Here is a 16,841-nt window from a genome sequence, read left to right as displayed (position 1 = left end):
GCAACGCATGAGCCGCCTTCATATCCGCCCCCGGGGCACCCACGGCAAGGTCCACAACATAACGCCGCAAAGTGCGGGGTGGGGGTATGTGGGGTTTGATCTTTACCGTCTGAACCCGGGCGAAACGGTTAACGACGTCACCGGCGCGCGAGAGGTGATCCTGGTGTTGGTCGAGGGGCGGGCAGATGTGCAGGCTGCCGGGCAGGACTGGGGCGAATTGGGCGACCGGCTGGACGTCTTTGAAAAGACCCCACCGCATTGTCTTTATGTGCCCAATGACAGCGAATGGCGCGCCACTGCCACCACGCCGCTGACGCTGGCCGTGTGCAGCGCACCGGGGCAGGGCGGCCACAAAGCCCGCCGGATCGGCCCCGACGGCATTGCCCTGACGGACCGGGGGCAGGGCGCCAACCTGCGCCACATCAACAATATCGCCATGGAAAACGAAGATTACGCCGACAGCCTGTTGGTGACCGAGGTCTTCACCCCCTCCGGCAACTGGTCAAGCTATCCGCCGCACCGGCATGACGAAGATGATTTCCCCCGCATGACTTATCTGGAGGAAAGCTATTACCACCGCCTGAACCCACCACAAGGCTACGGCATCCAGCGGGTTTTTACCGAGGATGGCAGTCTGGACGAAACCATGGCCGTCAAAAACCACGATGTGGTGCTGGTTCCAAAGGGGCACCACCCCTGCGGCGTGCCTTACGGCTATGAGATGTATTATCTGAACGTCATGGCCGGCCCTTTGCGCAAATGGCGATTTGCCAATCACCCCGATCACGACTGGATTTACCAGCGTGACACCGCGCAGGCCTGAGCCCGGATCAGTTGCGCAAGGGCCCGACTTCCAACAGGTCGAAATCCAACCCATCGCAGGCCTGCAATACCTCGCGCCGGACAAGCGTCCGGTTTGGCACCGGGCCGCAGAACGCCCGCAATGGAACATCGCAACCAAATTCCAACAATCTTGTCCCCACATCAATAATATCGAAGCCATCGCTGAGCAGAGGGGCTAGAATTACATCCGGCTGCGTCCGGTATAACGTCTCCAACGTCATTAAACGGAACGTGGAAACACTTAGCAAAGCGCCCGCAATGCCGCGCAGCGCGGCGGGCAATTCATGGGTGGACTCTATCAGCAAAATTCGACGACCGATCAGTAAACGCGACGCAAAACGCCCGGCATCGGGGGATGCGTATGAAACCTTTTTCATTGTCTTATATGCTGACGAATAAGCCGACGGGTTCGCGCCTGCTGGAATATGATCTTTGTATTCATTTCTGGCTGTGCAACCTATCGTCTCTGGTGTGTATCTTGCTTAATTTTCCCGCTTGGGTTTAACGGCAACAATTTATTGAAACAAGCGATTTTATAAACTGTTAGCAATGCCGATAAGGTTTTGATGGCCCCCTGGCATTGAGCGGTTTTTGGAAACAATAATCCGGGATTTTGAAACCCGCGCGATCAAGTCACCATGAAAAAGGTCGATACCGGGCTGGTTTTTGCCAGATCAGGGCCTCTCAGGCAGGCTTTCGCTACGTCGCACCCGGCGCAGTGCTGGACACTCACCGTAGCCTCGCGGCAATAAGGGGCGAAACTACGGTTGGCCGCAGTGCGGCCTAGCCTTTTTTGTTATCAGCGGGTCCGATCGGGGCCCTTGCGGAGGAAACATGACCCGTCACGCCACCAAGCCGTTCGCGGGGCAAAAACCCGGAACCTCTGGTTTGCGCAAGAAAACAAGGGTTTTCATGCAGCCGGATTATCTGGAGAATTTTGTTCAGGCAACTTTTGATGCTATCGGCGGCGTGCGGGGCAAGACTTTGGTTTTGGGCGGTGACGGGCGGTTTTACGGGGCTGAGGCCGCGCAGGTGATTCTGAAAATGGCGGCCGCAAACCACGCTGCACGGGTGATTGTGGGGCAGGGCGCATGGCTCTCCACGCCGGCCGCCTCGAACCTGATCCGGTCGCGGGGCGCAGATGGCGGGCTGATCCTGTCGGCCAGCCATAACCCCGGTGGCCCGGACGAGGATTTTGGCGTCAAATACAACATTGCAAACGGTGGCCCGGCCCCCGAGACAGTAACCGACGCAATCTTTGCGCGCGCTGTGGCCCTGACCAGTTACGCCAAGGCGGATCTGCCCGATATAGACCTGGGCCGAATCGGGGAGATCAGTTTCGGGGATATGCGGGTCGAGGTGGTGGACCCGGTCGCGCTTTATGCTGACCTTATAGAAGAATTATTCGATTTCAACGCGTTGCGAGACCTTTTTAAGGCAGGTTTTCGCGTGCGGATTGACAGTATGAACGCGATCACCGGGCCTTATGCGGTTGAAATATTCGAGCGCCGTCTGGGCGCGGCCGCAGGCTCGGTCATGCATGAAACGCCGCTGCCGGATTTTGGCGGGATGCACCCGGACCCGAACCCGACCTGGGCACACGAATTGATGGCAATCATGATGGGCGATGACGCGCCCGATTTTGGCGCCGCGTCGGATGGCGACGGCGACCGCAACATGATCCTTGGCGCGGGGGTCTATGTCAGCCCGTCCGATGGCCTGGCGGTGCTGGCCGCCAACGCGCATCTTTGCCCCGGTTATAACGCCGGACTAAAGGGGGTGGCGCGTTCAATGCCTACCTCGATGGCGGTGGACCGGGTTGCACAGACGCTTGGCATTGCCTGCCATGAAACCCCGACCGGCTGGAAGTTCTTTGGAAACCTTCTGGATGCGGGGCAGGTCACGCTCTGCGGCGAAGAAAGTTTCGGCACCGGATCTGACCATGTGCGCGAAAAAGACGGTCTGTGGGCCGTGCTGATGTGGCTGAACATCATCGCGCGGCGCGGTCAGTCGGTTGCACAAATTCTGGCCGACCATTGGGCGCGCTTTGGGCGCAACTACTATTCGCGTCACGATTATGAGGCGCTGCCGGTCGATCAGGCCAATGCGATACTGTCAGATCTGTGCGACCGCCTGGCAGATCTTCCCGGTCAGGTTGTGAACGGGCTTACCATTACGGCGGCCGATGAGTTTTCTTATACGGACCCGGTCGATGGTTCCGTTTCAGGCCATCAAGGCGTCCGGATCCAGTTTGACGGTGGCAGCCGCATCGTGCTGCGTTTGTCGGGCACCGGCACCGAAGGCGCAACGCTACGGCTTTACCTTGAAAGGTATGTTGCCGGGCCCGGCGGCCTGCACGAGAACCCACAGACCGCATTGGCACCGATTATCGCGGCCAGCGATGCGCTGGTTGGTCTGCGGGCCCGAACCGGGCGAAGCGGGCCCGATGTCGTCACATAAGATTTTGGGGACTCTGGGGGCGGCCATTTGCGCCATGGCAAAAGTCCGATAATCAGTATTATGTAAAATATAGGTTAACCCCGAGCACGCTTTCTACCACAAAATACACAGCCTTGCTGAATTTCCTATGACTGCACCGTTTTGATTGAGGCACACCACCACCTTGCGCCATGTGCCGCAATGTTGGACTAAGGGGCAAGCCACGCGCACCCGTGTCCCTTTGCAACGCTCTATTCGACAGCCAACCCCGGAGGCCAAAAACATGTTCGACCGTAAAATCAAGATCGCACCCTCCATCCTGTCTGCGGATTTCGCCAACTTCGGCCAAGAGTGCGAGGCGATTGAGGCACAGGGCTGCGACTGGGTGCATGTAGACGTGATGGACGGGCATTTCGTGCCCAATATTACCTTCGGCCCGGCGATGTGTGCTGCAATCCGGCCCCACATCAAGGGTGTCATGGATGTGCATCTGATGATCGCCCCGGTCGACCCTTATATCGAGGCTTTCGCAGCCGCCGGCGCTGATGTGATCTCGGCCCATCTTGAGGCCGGCCCCCATATTCACCGCAGCTTGCAAGCCATTCGCGGCGCCGGGGCCAAGGCGGGTTTGGCGATCAATCCCGGCACTGGAATCGAAGACGTTGATTACCTGCTCGATATGGTTGACCTGATTTGCGTGATGACAGTAAACCCCGGATTCGGTGGGCAAAAGTTCATTCATAGCCAGATCGATAAGGTCAGGAAGCTGCGTGCGATGATTGGCGACAGGCCGATCCATATCGAGATTGACGGCGGCGTTACACCCGAAACCGCGCCTTTGGTTGTGGCCGCAGGCGCGGATGTGCTGGTTGCGGGCTCTGCGGTTTTCAAGGGCGGTTCGGTCGCGAACCCCGCCCCTTATGGGGCCAACATCCGCGCCATAAGGGCCGCAGCCAAAGCCGCACTGTAGCAAGCCCTGCACCCTTGGATTAGCTGATCCGGACGCAAAGAACGGCGTACAGATCAGCGCATGAACAGGAGGTTTCAATGGCTGTCAGCCCCCCCGTTTGCGATTTCGGGCGCCCTGCCCCAGATTTCTCGCTTCTTGGTACCGATGGCCGCATCTGGCGTTACAAGGATGTGGCCGGCCCCCGCGGCACACTGGTAATGTTTATCTGCAATCACTGCCCCTATGTGCAATCCATCCTTGACCGTATCCTGCGCGATGGGGCCGATTTGCAGGCAGTTGGCGTGGGTGTGGTGGCAATTTCGGCCAATGACGCGCGGGCCTATCGCGATGACAGCTTTGAGAATATGGCGGAGCTGGCGCGTGAGCGGGCCTTTCCGTTTCCCTACCTTTATGACGAAACTCAAGCGGTAGCAAAGGCTTATGGGGCGGAATGCACGCCAGACTTCTTTGGGTTCAACGCCGCGGGGCACCTGCAATACCGCGGCCGGCTTGACGCCTCGACCCGCAGCGCCGCCGCAAAGGATGCGCGCCGTGAACTATATGAGGCGATGGTGATGATTGCGAAAACCGGTCTGGGGCCGTCAGACCAGACCCCCTCTATGGGGTGTTCGATCAAGTGGAAAACGGGCTGAAACCGCGCCAATCTATCAGATGACTTTCGGTTCGGGTCGGGGGCAGATCGCAACCCATCGTTGTTATGACTGCCCGTGACCCTATATAACCCCCATGATCCGGAGGAGCCGATGTTGAAACCTGACGTAAAAGCCTTTTTCGACAAAGCAACATTTACCGTGACCTATCTGGTCAAGGACCCCGGTAGCCCGGCTTGCGCCATTGTCGATTCTGTCTTGAATTTCGACTATGCCTCGGGGCGCACCGATACTGCCTCGGCGGATGCGGTGATTGCCTATATAAAGGATGCCGGGCTGACGGTTGAATGGATCCTTGAAACGCATGTCCACGCCGATCACCTTTCCGCCGCGCCCTATCTGCAAGAGCACCTCGGCGGCAAGATTGGTATTGGCGATCAGATTACCGTGGTCCAGAACACGTTCGGCAAGATATTCAATGAGGGATCCGAGTTTCAGCGCGATGGATCACAGTTCGATCAGTTGTTTGTCGAGGGCGACCGCTTTGAAATCGGGGCGCTTTCGGGCCGGGTATTGCACACACCGGGCCACACCCCCGCCTGCCTGACCTATGTCATCGGGGAGGCGGCCTTTGTGGGCGATACGCTGTTCATGCCTGATTTTGGCACCGCGCGGTGTGATTTTCCGGGCGGCTCGGCCGAGGCGCTGTTTGCCTCGATCCAGAAAATCTTTACCTTGCCGGATACCACCCGCATCTTTGTTGCCCATGACTACCTGGCACCGGGGCGCGATAGCTATGCCTGGGAAACTACCGTTGGCGAAGAAAAGGCACGAAACATCCATGTTGGCGGCGCAACGACCGCAGCGAAATTCGTGGCCATGCGGCAGGCGCGCGATGCCACATTGGCAATGCCACGCTTGATCATTCCGTCATTGCAAGTCAACATGCGCGCAGGCCAGATGCCGCCCGCCGAAGACAACGGCAAGACCTACCTCAAGGTGCCGGTGAACGGGCTTTGATTCAGCAGATCCGGCGTATCACCCATGCGCCCCAGAGGGAGAAACCTATGGACGTGCGGCAGATCACGCCGGAATTTGCGGTCGGCCCGCAGATCGCCCCCGAAGATATTCCGGCATTGGCTGAAATGGGATTCAAGACAATCCTGAACAACCGCCCCGATCAAGAGGTTGATGGCGTGCTGGACAGCGCCGCGATGCAGGCCGCCGCCGAGCGTGCAGGTCTGACGTATCGCTACCTGCCCTATCATCCGGGCCGGATGACGCCGGATCTGGTCACCAGCTTTGAGACCGCCATGGCCGAGCTGTCGGGCCCGGTTTTTGCCTATTGCCGGTCCGGTACGCGCTGCTCGCATTTGTGGGCCATGTGGCAGGCGGGCAAGATGCCCTTGGATCAGATCATCCGTGCCAGTGCCAATGTGGGTTATGACCATCGCGACCTTCTGCCCTTGCTTGAGGCCCATGCGGCCGATCGGGTCTGACCATCCGCACCGGGCGCCCGTTGGTCATGCCGCAGCCCCCGGGGTTTTGGCACAAAACCCGGGGGCCACTACGCGCAATCGCGTTTTGCGCGGCGCAAAGGACGCCAGATTGATCGTCAGACGATGGCAGCCTCGGCAAACGGCCGATTTTCCAGCACGCGTTCCATCCCAAATTGCGACAGATCTATACTGACCCAATCGCCCGTCAGGATCTGCTCGGCCAGGCCGCGCCCGATGGCCGGTGCCTGCTGCAGCCCGTGGCCCGAAAAACCATTGCACATATAGAGGTTTTCAAACACCGGATGGCGGCCCAGAATCGCGTTCTGGTCCAGCGTACAGTAGTCATATTGCCCAACCCACATACGCGTTACCTTGACCGCGTCAAACCCCAACGCGCGATTATAAAGCGCGGGCCAGATTTCTTCTTCAAACAGGTGGTGGTCAGGTTCAAAGTCGTCAACAGCACAAGGGCCGTCAGCGGCCGGCACGGTTGCGGTAATCCACTGATCGTGTTCGGGACGCATGTAATAGCCGGTGTAATCTATCAAAAGCGGTGCGTCCGGGTGGCGCGCATTTGGAGCGTCAATCACAAAAACCGTTCTTTTTCTGGGCTCTACGGGTAAATCTTCACCCACAAAACGCATGATCTCGGCCCCTCTCGTCCCGGCGGCATTGATCACGGCGCTGGCCTCGATGCTTGCGCCCGATGCCAGATGCACATGTGTCACGCGCCCGCCGTCTCGGGTAAGCCCGGTGACGGTATCGGCCACAAATTCAGCCCCCTGCGCGCGGGCCTGACTACGCAACCCCCCAAGCAAGCCCATATTGTCAAACCAGCCCTCGCCCGAGGGGCCGAAAGACCCCGCCACCACGTCGTCAAGGTTCATCCAGGGGAATTGTTTTGCCAGCTTGGCGGGGTCAAGAACGCATGTTTGGGCGCCAAGCCCTCGCTGCATTGCCGCCAGCGTTTCCATCTGTTCTGCGGCGGCGGCATTATCGGTCAGAAATAGATAACCGTTTTCCTTCAAGCCCAGATCCGGAACGCCGCCCTGCGGAACATAATTTGCAAAATTCCGTATGAAATCAAGTCCGAAAAGGCTGATCTTAACGTTAACCGGGTTGGAAAACTGTAAACGGACCGATGCGACAGAAAGTGCTGTCGCGGCCTGCGCATAGCTCGGGTCACGCTCAACCACCAGCACCTTCAAGGACGGGTCCATCTTTGTCAGCCAATAGGCCGCAGAGGCGCCCATCACCGCGCCACCGATCACCACAACATCATAGCCGCTTCGCATCTCAATTCTCCGATTCCTGTGCGCGAAACGTAACAGGTGCAATAAAAAGATAAAGCCGTATTGATGCGACTCGACACGATGCGAAACACATGCGATTTCTTTGCCAAGGATTAGTTTATTGTAGCGTCCATCAGGATGCGAAATTTGTTTTAAGGGTTATCCTTGACCGCCTGTGGGGGGATCATGCTAACGCATTTGGAACGGTTGTTGGAGGCGCCAACGATTCAGGAAATCTGGGCGCTGCATTGCGACAAGATGGCTGAATATGGCTTTGACCGCCTACTATACGGCTTTACCCAGTTTCGGACCCCCAACAGCTTTGGCAATCTTGAAGACACCGTCGTTTTGTCAAACCATAGCGAGAGTTATCTTGATACATTCATTCGGGGCGGAATGTTCCATGATGCCCCGATGGTGCGATGGGCGGCAACCCATGAAGGTGCCGCCTCATGGCGTTGGGTGGACGAACAGGCACGGGCCGGTAAGCTGAACGAGGCCGAGCTCAAGGTTCTGGAATTCAACCTGCGCCACGGAATCCGTGCCGGGTACTCCATTTCATTTCGAGATGTTTCCGTGCGGGCAAAAGGTGCCATCGGGTTGGCCGCCAGCGAATCCTTACGTCAACACGATGTCGATGTGATCTGGGAACGCCATGGCCGTGAACTGATGGTATTCAATACGATGACCCATCTGCGAATATCCTCAATGCCGCTTGCCACTGCACGCCGCCCGCTTACCTCGCGTCAGCGGGAAGTGTTGGAATGGGTTGGGGATGGCAAAACAACAGCCGACATTGCCACCATCATGGGGCTGACCCCCGCAACGGTGGAAAAGCACCTGCGGCTGGCCCGCGAAGCGCTGGATGTCGACACAACCGCCCAGGCCGTGCTGAAAGCCAGCGTACAGAACCAGATTTTTATCAGCGTTGCCGGCGCGCCCTTACACTAGATACGGTCGGGTTTTCCAGACTTTCCTTGCCTGCGCCAAATGGCGTTTATAGTGTTGTTCCAAGAGTGGTGGCTTCGGCCAGGAACAAGAGAAGGGTAAGCCGCCGTGGTATTTTTGGCGTTCCTTCTCTTTGCCGGGAGACCGGATCTGACCTTGTTGGGGGTATTTTCGCCCAGCAAGGTCAGCCTTTTTCAGGGCATGGGTTCGCTGCGCAGCGCCCATACGAAAGGTGGCGTTACAGGTCGCAGCCCCCTGCCCCGTCAAGCCTTCATCAGAACAAAGAAAACCGCCGGCCCCATGAGGCCGGCGGTTTAAGAAGATCTGATTGAGATCAGGCGCCCTGCAGCGTCTTGGCGACTTCGGCGGCGAAGTCTTCCTCTTTCTTTTCGATGCCCTCACCCACGGCAACGCGCACGAAACCCACGATCTCGACGCCGGCCTCTTTGGCGGCTTGTGCAACGGTGATGTCGGGGTTCACAACAAATTTCTGCCCCAGCAAGGTCACTTCTTCAAAGAATTTCGCCATCCGGCCCACGATCATCTTTTCGATCACCGCATCAGGTTTACCGGATTCGCGCGCCTGCTCGGTCAGAACGGCCTTTTCGCGTTCGATCAACGCCGGATCAAGGTCAGCTTCGCCAAGCGAGGCCGGCGAGGTTGCGGCGATATGCATCGCGATCTGCCTGCCGATACCGTTATCGGCACCTTTCAGACCCACCAGAACGCCGATTTTGCCCATGTCCGGCGCGGCGGCATTGTGGACATAAGACACGACGCTGTCACCGGTCACACGAACCATGCGGCGCAGGGTCATGTTTTCACCAATTACGGCGATTGCTTCTGAAATAACTGTCTCGACGGGCTTGCCGCCCAGATCGGCGGCTTTCAGGGCCTCGATATCCGCGACGTTCAGCGCGGCGTTGGTGATCCCCGCGACCATCTTCTGAAAGTCGGTGTTCTTCGCCACGAAATCGGTTTCCGAATTCAGCTCGACGGCGACACCCACGCCGTCGCTGACGGCAACGCCGACAAGGCCCTCTGCCGCGATCCGGCCCGATTTCTTGGCGGCTTTTGCCAAACCCTTGGTGCGCAGCCAATCAACCGCAGCTTCCATGTCGCCATCGGTCTCGGTCAAGGCGCGTTTTGCGTCCATCATGCCTGCGCCGGTCGATTCGCGCAGTTCTTTCACCATGCTTGCGGTGATGGCCATCACTGGCTCTCCTCTTCATCAATGGGTCAGGCGAGGGTTTCCCCTCGCCCGAAAAACTCCAGACCGTGGCGGTCTCAGGCCTCGGCGGCGACTTCGGTTTCGGCAACGGTCTCTTCGACCGGGGCTTCTTCCAATGCACCAAGGTCCACACCGGCGGCACCCATCTGGGCGCTCATCCCGTCAAGTGCTGCACGGCTGATCAGGTCGCAGTAAAGCGCGATCGAACGGGCCGCATCATCGTTACCCGGGATGATATAGTCCACACCCTTGGGCGAGCAGTTGGTATCAACCACGGCCACAACCGGAATTCCGAGCTTCTGAGCCTCCAGAATTGCGAGGTCTTCCTTGTTCACGTCGATGACAAAGATCAGGTCCGGCAGGCCGCCCATTTCGCGGATGCCACCCAGGCTGGCTTGCAGCTTGGACTGTTCACGCTCCATGCCCAGACGCTCTTTCTTGGTCAGGCCCTCGGCGCCTTGCGCCATCACCTCGTCAAGCTGCTTCAACCGTGAAATCGACTGAGAAACGGTTTTCCAGTTGGTCAGCGTGCCGCCCAGCCAGCGGTGGTTCATGTAATATTGTGCACAACGCTCTGCGGCCTCGGCCACGGCTTTTTGCGCCTGACGCTTGGTCCCGACAAACAGGATGCGGCCACCCTTGGCAACGGTGTCGCGCACCAGTTGCAGCGCCGTGTCCAGCATCGGAACGGTCTGGGTCAGGTCGATGATGTGGATACCGTTGCGGTCGCCGTAGATGAACTCCGACATGCGGGGGTTCCAACGGGCCTTCTGGTGACCATAGTGAACGCCAGCTTCCAAAAGCTGACGCATCGTGAATTCAGGAAGCGCCATATCCTATTTCCTTTTCCGGTTTGCGCCTGAGCGGGGTATTCAGGGCAAATGCCCAACCGGCGGACTTTCGAGGATTTCTCCCTCCAAAGCCCAACCCCGCCTGTGAAGTGCGCGCCGATTAACGCAGCCACCACCAAAACGCAAGAGAAAATCCCTGACAAAGGGGGCCTACGAAAATAAGCGGCATCAGGATAAGTGGATTTTCGCGCAGCAAGAAACCGTTGAGCAAGTATGCTGCCCTCTCCAACCTCGGATCTGCACGGATCACGATGGAACGAGGTGCGCTAACGTCGCCACCGCTTTGCGATGGTTTCCTAGCCTCCAGACCTCTGATCATGGTGATGCGAACCGCATCCCAATTGAACTCATGCTCCACGCCTGACACGGAGATTCCCGTGCGCTCTGTGCTGTGCCCTGTTCGGTATATGAGACGTGATGACATCTGCCTTTATCCTTGCCCCGCCGACCGTGCCGAGCTTCAAGCTCTGATCGCCGACCGCAACACTGCGCGCAAGCTTGTCTGGCAGGCTGAGATCGTGCTGGTGACGTCGGATGGTCATGGCATCTTTGAGATCATGCGGCGCGCGCACATCAAAGCCCATGGTCTGGCGATGGCAGGCCTTGTATCTTGATGAGGGCGTGGCGGTCTTGAGCGCGACAAGACGCGGCCCTAGCGCGTGCCACCGTTGCCCGTGGAGACAATCCTTGATTGCAGGCCGCGACATCCGCTGCCCGGCAGTAGTTTGCCCGCAAACCACGAGAGGGGGGCGAAAAGGCTCCTGAAATTCCTGCAGCAGATCGACAAGGCCGTGCCCGCGCGTCGCAATGTGCATCTGGTGCTCGACATCTACGCCATCCACAAGACCGGTGTTTGTCAAAGCAGTTGTCGCTTGAGTTCCTTTCAGGCCGCGCGTTTGGCGGGACCGATCATGGATCCGGGGGCACCAGCTTCTTGGGAGAGCGCGTCGGTGGTGCCACGGCCTCTGCGCCCGGTGTCAGGTCGTTCGGGGTTCAGCCAGACTGAGCCGACGGGCTGCCAGTTGCGCGTTTTGCCTGACCAGCGTTCGGGGTGTGTAGCACGGGCGGTTTCGTAGACACGGTGGCGGTTGACAAGCAGAGATCGGTCCTCGCCGCGGTGGTGCTCGTCGGGCGTGACAAAGCGCAGCGCGCTGTGACGATGGTCGAGGTTATACCATCGCACAAAGCCCTGACCCAAGCCCGCGCCTCGTCGATGGTTGCAAAGCCATGGGTGGGCCAGTGGGGCACATATTTGCAGGTCCGGAACAGTGCCTCCGAGAACGGATTGTCGTTCGACACCCGCGGGCGGCCGAAGGACGCGATGACACCGAGCCGCTCCATGGTGACTTTCATGGTCGCACCCTTCATTCGCTGCCCGGCAGTGCATGCGCAGCATGCATGAGAGGGGGGCTACCGTTGTCGGCATGCCGCACAAGCGGGCTGGGGACGCATTTCTCGGCCCAGACGGCACCTTCAAGCATCTGAGCAGCGAACTCGGCTGTCTCGCGATTGTGGACCTCCCAGCCGACGATCTTGCGGCTGAAGATGTCCCTCTTTCATGATTTGCATGCAAACCATTGCCGGGCAGCGGATAAGATAGAGATAGAAGAAGGCGCCTGCAATCGGGCCGGGCAGCCAGGTGATATCCCGCGACCAGACCTGGCAGGGGGCCTTCGCTTCGAAGCTGGTCGTTGGTGTCATCTGGTCGCCGGCCGTGCGCGCCCACGGCGGTGGTTCTGCCCAAGAGGGGGGATCACGCCTTCAACATCGCGCCAAATCCCTTGCAGCAGGACTTCAGCGCGAGCGGGCCGAACCAGAAGCGCCCTCTCATGTTTTGCACTTAAAACCCTTCCGGGTAACAGTTGGGCCATCAGCAACCGCATGAAGCAGGGTCTGGCCTTGCTGGCCCTCAACATGGCCATCCATTGCCCGGCAGGCGATGTTTTGCATCGCCGAGAGGGGCGATCCGCAGGCCGCCACCCGGCTGCATTCATCACACGGATCGCCCCTCTCACGGTTTTCAAGAAAATCGTTGCCGGGCAATGGGATCGCAATACTGTGCCCACGACTATCAGAAGCTGCGGCGCAAACACGGGTTCAAGGTCTCCCCTTTCGCGGATGTAAATATCCGCTGTCGGGCAGCGGATGAGCGGGAAAGGGAATTGTTATGACAATTCCGCCCCCTCTTGGCAGATTTGGCCCTGCCAAATCGCCTGCCGGGCAACGGTTGAAAGCTTTTTCAAACCGCTCCCTCTCACCTATTGCTGCGCAATGGAAGGGCGAACTGGTCTGGCGGCGGAACTGGCAAACCCGCCGCGAGGTCGAGGTTGCCCTCTTTGCTTCTCATGGTTTGCAAACAAACCATTGCCAGCCAATGGAATACATCAATGGCTTCTAGAACCCGCGCCGGAAGCACTAGCCCTCGGCTCGAAATCACCCGTGGCCTTCGAACAATGGGCCGTCTAACATGTGCACCTGACCGGAATGAAACCGGTGCAGGTCCATGCCGTTGGTGTGATAAGGCCCCGCGTTGCGGCGAAAGAGCGCCACGCCGAGCGTGGGTTCCAGATCGGAAATTCGCTTGCTGACGACAGATTTCGAAAGGTTCACCCGCGCGGCGGCGGCGGCGGCGGTGATGGCGCCAAGCTCCATTACCCTAGGGAAAGTCTCTATCTCATCCAAGGTGTAACGCATGAGGTGAGCCTATCAGGAACGGTATCGTTCGCAATAACAGAACACGGGATTCGCTACTGTAGCGCTGGTTCCGAACGCCATCGGGCCGATATCTTATGCAACGAAAGGAGGTCATCATGGACCTTACCGGAATTCACCACCTGACGGCGATCACTGCCGATGCCCCCACGAACAAGCGGCTCTACACCGACACGCTCGGCCTGCGGCTGGTTAAGAAGACCGTTAATCAGGACGACACGTCCGCCTACCACTTGCGCCTACCACTTGTTCTGTGCTGACGGACAGGCGACGCCGGGCACCAACCTGACCTTTTTCGACTGACCGACAGCACGGGAGCGTCGCGGCACATATCGCCCCGTTCGTCGCCGTCGATCCCGCGGGGGGGCGCCAGGGCAATGACGGGCTGCTTGTCGATGCCGCTGGGCACTGCATTCGGCCCCAATTGGCCGATCCGGGCCACGCGCACCTCTGCTACGCTGAAACCGTCCGTCACAGCGCCCCGTCCCTCTCTGCCACCAACGACATTATCTGGGCACCCAGACCCATGTCCGGCACGGTGCCGAAATGGCGCGCCCGCACCTGTCCCTGGCGGTCGAACAGCAGCAGGGTGGGCGTACCCTCCAGCCCCCAGGCGGCCATGGTCCGCGGCATCGCTCCGGTGCCGGGCGCATCCACCGCCACCGGAAAGGTAATGTGATATTCATGCAAGAACGCTCGCAGACTGACCGGCGTCATGGCCGCGTGATGCTCAAACACCGAGTGCAGGCCGATCACCGCCACATCTTCGCGGGCAAAGGTCTGGACAATGCGCAGCGCCTGCGGCAGCCCATAGCTGACACAGCCGGGGCACAGCATCTGGAACACCTCGACCACCAGCACCCGGCCGTGAAAATCGGCCAGACTCAGCGCCTTGTCAGAGTTCAGCCATTCGCTGGCGTGAAGTTCGGACACCATGGTTGCTGCTCCTTTCCTGCAGTTTCGCGGATTTTACGGCCCGGTCAATCCTTCCCGCCTCTGCGCTGGTGTTGCAGACACCAGCCGGCAGCGAGATAGATCAGTGGTGATGCGGCGACAGGTCGCGCGCGCGCGCTGGGCGTTGCAGACCGCCGCCGTTGATCCATTCCTGCGTGGTCTCTTTCGCGCGTGCGATCAGCTGCCGCGCTGCGCTGAAATCATAAGGCGAGACCGCAAGCGGGCAGAGCGCGGGCGCAAGATGCACCTCGATCCCGTCGGGCATGGTCGCGATCTCATGCATCAACTGCCACGAAATCAGCAAGGTGATCGCATGCAGGATCCGTGCAATTGCCCCCTTTGGTGGCCCATTCAACGCGCAGGCATAGCCGGTTGGCAAGACGATGATCCGGCTGGCGCCGAGGGTGACTGCAATGCGCAGTGGCGTGTTCGCTGCAATTGCGCCATCCATCAGGTCCTGCCCTCCGATAGTAACCGGTGGAAAGATTCCAGGCACGGCGGCACTGGCCAGGATCGCCTCGACCGCCGGACCTGAGGACAGCCGCACCCCCGCGCCTTGTTGATCGGTCGCCATGATGTGCAGCGGCAGACGGGCTTCCTCAATCCGGTCGAAGGCAAGGTTGGTTTCCAGAAGTCGGCGAAGGGGGCGCGGATCAGCGATGCTGTCCGGCCTGCGCAGAATTCCGAACAGTCTGGCCAGCGACATCGGGAAAAGATCGGCGCGGCGCAAACCCACCCAGACCTCGGCCAGCCGTTCCACCCCGGCCAGATCCGGTGCGCCGGCGAACCAGGCCGCATTCAGCGCTCCGACGGACGAGCCGACAAGGAAATCTGGCCGCTCACCCGCCATTAGCAGCGCGTGCAACATGCCGACCTGAACCGCGCCAAGACTGCCGCCCCCGGCAAGGACAAAGGCGGTTTTCCCCGCCTGCGCCATCAGCCCGGCCCTTTCATTGCCCGCGCCTGTGCCAGTGCCGCTTGTGGTCGCCCGATAGTGGCCACCGCCAGCGTGCGCCCCCCTTTGACATAGCTGACCATCGCATCCCGGCCGGCGATATCGCCGTCAATGGTGACGTCATCCCAGGCCTCGGCATGGCCAACATACTGCAACCGCAGGTCGTGATGGGCGCTCCAGAAAAACGGCACGTCGGCATAGGGCTTGTCTGCCCCCAGCATGTTCTCGGCGGCAACCTGGCCCTGACGGGTGGCCACCACCCAATGCTCGATCCGCACGTCGACGCCCTTCCACGGCCAGCGCGCGATGTCGCCCGCAGCATAGACGCCGGGGGCCGAGGTTTGCAGCCGGTCATTCACCACCACGCCATGATCCAGCACCAGCCCTGCCGCTTCGGCCAGTGCCAGCCGCGGGCGCACACCGACACCCAAAATCACCAGATCGGCGGGCAGATCGGTGCCGTCTTTCAGCGCCACCTTGCCGCCCGCGATGGCGGCAATCGAATTGCCCATATGAAAAACCGTCCCCGCAACCTGATGTCGTGCCTGAATGGCGTCGCCCAGCGCCGCCCCCAGAATGCGCTCCAACGGGCGGGCATCCAGCGAGACGACATGCACTTTCAGCCCGCGTTTAGTCAGCGCGGCGGCGGTTTCCAGCCCGATGAAACCCGACCCCAGCACAACGGCGGTTTTAGCGGATTCGGCCCGCGTGATGATGGCCCGCGCGTCCGCAATCGCGCGCAGGGTAAAGACATGCGGCAGATCGGCGCCCGGAATTGGCAGGTGCACGGGCTCGGCCCCGGTGGCGATCAGCAGCCGGTCATAGGCGTGGCGCGTGCCACCTTCGGTGACCACCTCACGCCGGGCGGTGTCGATGCGCGTGACCGGGGTGGCAAGGTGAAGGTCGATCTTTGCCTCCCGATACCAACTCTCGGGACGCAAGGGCATCCAGGCTTCTTCTGCACTGCCAGCAAGATAGTCTTTCGACAGGTTCGGCCGATCGATGGGCACCGAGGAGTCCGCACTGAATATGGCCAGACTGCCCGCGTAGCCACGCCGGCGCAGCATCTCGGCTGCAGCAAAACCAGCGGCGCCGCCGCCCACGATAACGATGCACTGCGGCAGATCTGCTGTAGTGGCCTGCGCAGGTTGTGGCTGGGGCTGGATCTCTTCGCGCACGACATAGCGGTTGCCCTGACGCTCCACCTGCCAAACCGCCACCGGATCAAAGGCAGGGGCACCCACGGCCTCACCAGTGCGCAGAGAGAACAGCGCATGGTGCAGCGGGCAGCGAACCGTCTCGCCCTCGATAGCACCTCGGTCCAGACGCCCGCCGTAATGGGTGCATTGGTTGCCGATAGCCACCACTTCGTCACCCAGACGCACCAGCAAAACCTGCTTTTTGCCGACAAAGCCGCGCAATATGCGGCTGGTGCCGAAATCGTCCAGTGTCACGCCTTTGGTCAGATCGGGGGTGTTGTCCTTTTGGGATGGGGTGGTCAAGGCCAGTCTCCTTTCACGGATCGACGCGGGCCAAGGTCTGTGTTCGGGCCCTGTC

16 protein-coding genes and 3 pseudogenes are annotated in these 16,841 nt (G+C 59.8%); 10 read left to right on the top strand and 9 right to left on the bottom strand.

The features are described 5' to 3' along the window. The first annotated feature begins 7 nt into the window (after positions 1-7). Complete coding sequence (gene iolB, locus ACM62R_RS03670) at positions 8-823, top strand: 5-deoxy-glucuronate isomerase (protein WP_415182707.1); 816 nt, start codon at positions 8-10, stop codon at positions 821-823. A 7-nt stretch (positions 824-830) separates the two neighbouring features. Here iolB and ACM62R_RS03665 read toward each other — a convergent pair whose 3' ends face one another. Next, positions 831-1,220 carry a hypothetical protein gene (locus tag ACM62R_RS03665; RefSeq protein ID WP_415182706.1) on the bottom strand — a complete coding sequence of 130 codons (390 nt, stop codon included), beginning with the start codon at positions 1,218-1,220 and terminating at the stop codon, positions 831-833. A 457-nt stretch (positions 1,221-1,677) separates the two neighbouring features. Between ACM62R_RS03665 and ACM62R_RS03660 the strand changes: the two genes are divergently transcribed. The 5 genes from ACM62R_RS03660 (at position 1,678) to ACM62R_RS03640 (ending at position 6,341) form a co-directional block, all read left to right on the top strand. Further along, complete coding sequence (locus tag ACM62R_RS03660; protein ID WP_415182705.1) at positions 1,678-3,303, top strand: alpha-D-glucose phosphate-specific phosphoglucomutase; 1,626 nt, start codon at positions 1,678-1,680, stop codon at positions 3,301-3,303. 262 nt (positions 3,304-3,565) lie between these two features. Further along, a complete protein-coding gene (gene rpe, locus ACM62R_RS03655; protein WP_415182704.1) occupies positions 3,566-4,252 on the top strand; it encodes a ribulose-phosphate 3-epimerase in 687 nt (228 codons plus the stop codon). A gap of 77 nt (positions 4,253-4,329) precedes the next feature. Next, entirely contained in the window at positions 4,330-4,884 is a 555-nt protein-coding gene (locus ACM62R_RS03650; RefSeq protein WP_415182703.1) for a thioredoxin family protein, read from the top strand. Positions 4,885-4,998: 114 nt separating this feature from the next. Further along, complete coding sequence (locus tag ACM62R_RS03645) at positions 4,999-5,862, top strand: MBL fold metallo-hydrolase (protein WP_415182735.1); 864 nt, start codon at positions 4,999-5,001, stop codon at positions 5,860-5,862. Between the two features lie 47 nt (positions 5,863-5,909). After that, positions 5,910-6,341, top strand: coding sequence for a TIGR01244 family sulfur transferase (locus ACM62R_RS03640; protein ID WP_415182702.1), 432 nt, complete (start codon positions 5,910-5,912; stop codon positions 6,339-6,341). Between the two features lie 116 nt (positions 6,342-6,457). Here ACM62R_RS03640 and ACM62R_RS03635 read toward each other — a convergent pair whose 3' ends face one another. Further along, on the bottom strand, positions 6,458-7,636 hold the full coding sequence (locus tag ACM62R_RS03635; protein ID WP_415182701.1) for an NAD(P)/FAD-dependent oxidoreductase: 1,179 nt from the start codon (positions 7,634-7,636) through the stop codon (positions 6,458-6,460). Positions 7,637-7,819: 183 nt separating this feature from the next. On the opposite strand from ACM62R_RS03635, the gene ACM62R_RS03630 reads away from it, so the two are divergent. Further along, the gene (locus tag ACM62R_RS03630) at positions 7,820-8,584 is read left to right on the top strand and encodes a helix-turn-helix transcriptional regulator (RefSeq protein ID WP_415182700.1); all 765 of its coding nucleotides are present in this window, start codon (positions 7,820-7,822) and stop codon (positions 8,582-8,584) included. Between the two features lie 331 nt (positions 8,585-8,915). Here ACM62R_RS03630 and tsf read toward each other — a convergent pair whose 3' ends face one another. Both tsf and rpsB read right to left on the bottom strand, forming a co-directional pair. Then, positions 8,916-9,794 carry a translation elongation factor Ts gene (gene tsf, locus ACM62R_RS03625; RefSeq protein ID WP_415182699.1) on the bottom strand — a complete coding sequence of 293 codons (879 nt, stop codon included), beginning with the start codon at positions 9,792-9,794 and terminating at the stop codon, positions 8,916-8,918. Positions 9,795-9,868: 74 nt separating this feature from the next. Beyond that, the gene (gene rpsB, locus ACM62R_RS03620; RefSeq protein WP_415182698.1) at positions 9,869-10,645 is read right to left on the bottom strand and encodes a 30S ribosomal protein S2; all 777 of its coding nucleotides are present in this window, start codon (positions 10,643-10,645) and stop codon (positions 9,869-9,871) included. Positions 10,646-11,070: 425 nt separating this feature from the next. On the opposite strand from rpsB, the gene ACM62R_RS03615 reads away from it, so the two are divergent. Beyond that, positions 11,071-11,277 (top strand): hypothetical protein, encoded by a 207-nt coding sequence (locus tag ACM62R_RS03615; protein ID WP_415182697.1) that lies wholly within the window; start codon positions 11,071-11,073, stop codon positions 11,275-11,277. 368 nt (positions 11,278-11,645) lie between these two features. Here ACM62R_RS03615 and ACM62R_RS03610 read toward each other — a convergent pair. After that, positions 11,646-12,040 (bottom strand): annotated as a pseudogene (locus ACM62R_RS03610) (integrase core domain-containing protein); the annotation flags it as partial. 486 nt (positions 12,041-12,526) lie between these two features. On the opposite strand from ACM62R_RS03610, the pseudogene ACM62R_RS03605 reads away from it, so the two are divergent. Continuing rightward, positions 12,527-12,998 (top strand): annotated as a pseudogene (locus ACM62R_RS03605) (hypothetical protein); the annotation flags it as partial. Between the two features lie 98 nt (positions 12,999-13,096). Here ACM62R_RS03605 and ACM62R_RS03600 read toward each other — a convergent pair. After that, positions 13,097-13,357, bottom strand: coding sequence for a LysR family transcriptional regulator (locus tag ACM62R_RS03600; RefSeq protein ID WP_415182696.1), 261 nt, complete (start codon positions 13,355-13,357; stop codon positions 13,097-13,099). A 116-nt stretch (positions 13,358-13,473) separates the two neighbouring features. On the opposite strand from ACM62R_RS03600, the pseudogene ACM62R_RS03595 reads away from it, so the two are divergent. Next, positions 13,474-13,675, top strand: a pseudogene (locus ACM62R_RS03595) (VOC family protein); the annotation flags it as partial. Between the two features lie 171 nt (positions 13,676-13,846). Here the strand turns inward: ACM62R_RS03595 and ACM62R_RS03590 are convergent. From ACM62R_RS03590 to ACM62R_RS03580, 3 genes are all read right to left on the bottom strand, one after another. Continuing rightward, positions 13,847-14,311, bottom strand: a complete 465-nt coding sequence (locus tag ACM62R_RS03590; protein WP_415182695.1) for a TlpA disulfide reductase family protein — start codon at positions 14,309-14,311, stop codon at positions 13,847-13,849. Between the two features lie 100 nt (positions 14,312-14,411). Beyond that, positions 14,412-15,266 carry a patatin-like phospholipase family protein gene (locus ACM62R_RS03585; protein ID WP_415182694.1) on the bottom strand — a complete coding sequence of 285 codons (855 nt, stop codon included), beginning with the start codon at positions 15,264-15,266 and terminating at the stop codon, positions 14,412-14,414. Beyond that, on the bottom strand, positions 15,266-16,786 hold the full coding sequence (locus ACM62R_RS03580; RefSeq protein WP_415182693.1) for an FAD-dependent oxidoreductase: 1,521 nt from the start codon (positions 16,784-16,786) through the stop codon (positions 15,266-15,268). The genes ACM62R_RS03585 and ACM62R_RS03580 overlap by 1 nt, the downstream gene beginning before the upstream one ends. Positions 16,787-16,841: the final 55 nt, after the last annotated feature.

Origin of the sequence: Phaeovulum sp., assembly GCF_047638075.1 — a bacterium.
Lineage (GTDB): Bacteria > Pseudomonadota > Alphaproteobacteria > Rhodobacterales > Rhodobacteraceae > UBA6197.
The sequence above is the reverse complement of the archived record's forward strand: the minus strand, read 5'-3'. Positions and strand labels throughout refer to the sequence as shown.

What these genes read in the sequence shown, in the direction of transcription:
- iolB (WP_415182707.1), top strand. Translation starts at nt 8, where the DNA reads ATGAGCCGCCTTCATATCCGCCCCCGGGGCACCCACGGCAAGGTCCAC.
- ACM62R_RS03665 (WP_415182706.1), bottom strand. Translation starts at nt 1,220, where the DNA reads ATGAAAAAGGTTTCATACGCATCCCCCGATGCCGGGCGTTTTGCGTCG.
- ACM62R_RS03660 (WP_415182705.1), top strand. Translation starts at nt 1,678, where the DNA reads ATGACCCGTCACGCCACCAAGCCGTTCGCGGGGCAAAAACCCGGAACC.
- rpe (WP_415182704.1), top strand. Translation starts at nt 3,566, where the DNA reads ATGTTCGACCGTAAAATCAAGATCGCACCCTCCATCCTGTCTGCGGAT.
- ACM62R_RS03650 (WP_415182703.1), top strand. Translation starts at nt 4,330, where the DNA reads ATGGCTGTCAGCCCCCCCGTTTGCGATTTCGGGCGCCCTGCCCCAGAT.
- ACM62R_RS03640 (WP_415182702.1), top strand. Translation starts at nt 5,910, where the DNA reads ATGGACGTGCGGCAGATCACGCCGGAATTTGCGGTCGGCCCGCAGATC.
- ACM62R_RS03635 (WP_415182701.1), bottom strand. Translation starts at nt 7,636, where the DNA reads ATGCGAAGCGGCTATGATGTTGTGGTGATCGGTGGCGCGGTGATGGGC.
- ACM62R_RS03630 (WP_415182700.1), top strand. Translation starts at nt 7,820, where the DNA reads ATGCTAACGCATTTGGAACGGTTGTTGGAGGCGCCAACGATTCAGGAA.
- tsf (WP_415182699.1), bottom strand. Translation starts at nt 9,794, where the DNA reads ATGGCCATCACCGCAAGCATGGTGAAAGAACTGCGCGAATCGACCGGC.
- rpsB (WP_415182698.1), bottom strand. Translation starts at nt 10,645, where the DNA reads ATGGCGCTTCCTGAATTCACGATGCGTCAGCTTTTGGAAGCTGGCGTT.
- ACM62R_RS03615 (WP_415182697.1), top strand. Translation starts at nt 11,071, where the DNA reads ATGAGACGTGATGACATCTGCCTTTATCCTTGCCCCGCCGACCGTGCC.
- ACM62R_RS03600 (WP_415182696.1), bottom strand. Translation starts at nt 13,357, where the DNA reads ATGCGTTACACCTTGGATGAGATAGAGACTTTCCCTAGGGTAATGGAG.
- ACM62R_RS03590 (WP_415182695.1), bottom strand. Translation starts at nt 14,311, where the DNA reads ATGGTGTCCGAACTTCACGCCAGCGAATGGCTGAACTCTGACAAGGCG.
- ACM62R_RS03585 (WP_415182694.1), bottom strand. Translation starts at nt 15,266, where the DNA reads ATGGCGCAGGCGGGGAAAACCGCCTTTGTCCTTGCCGGGGGCGGCAGT.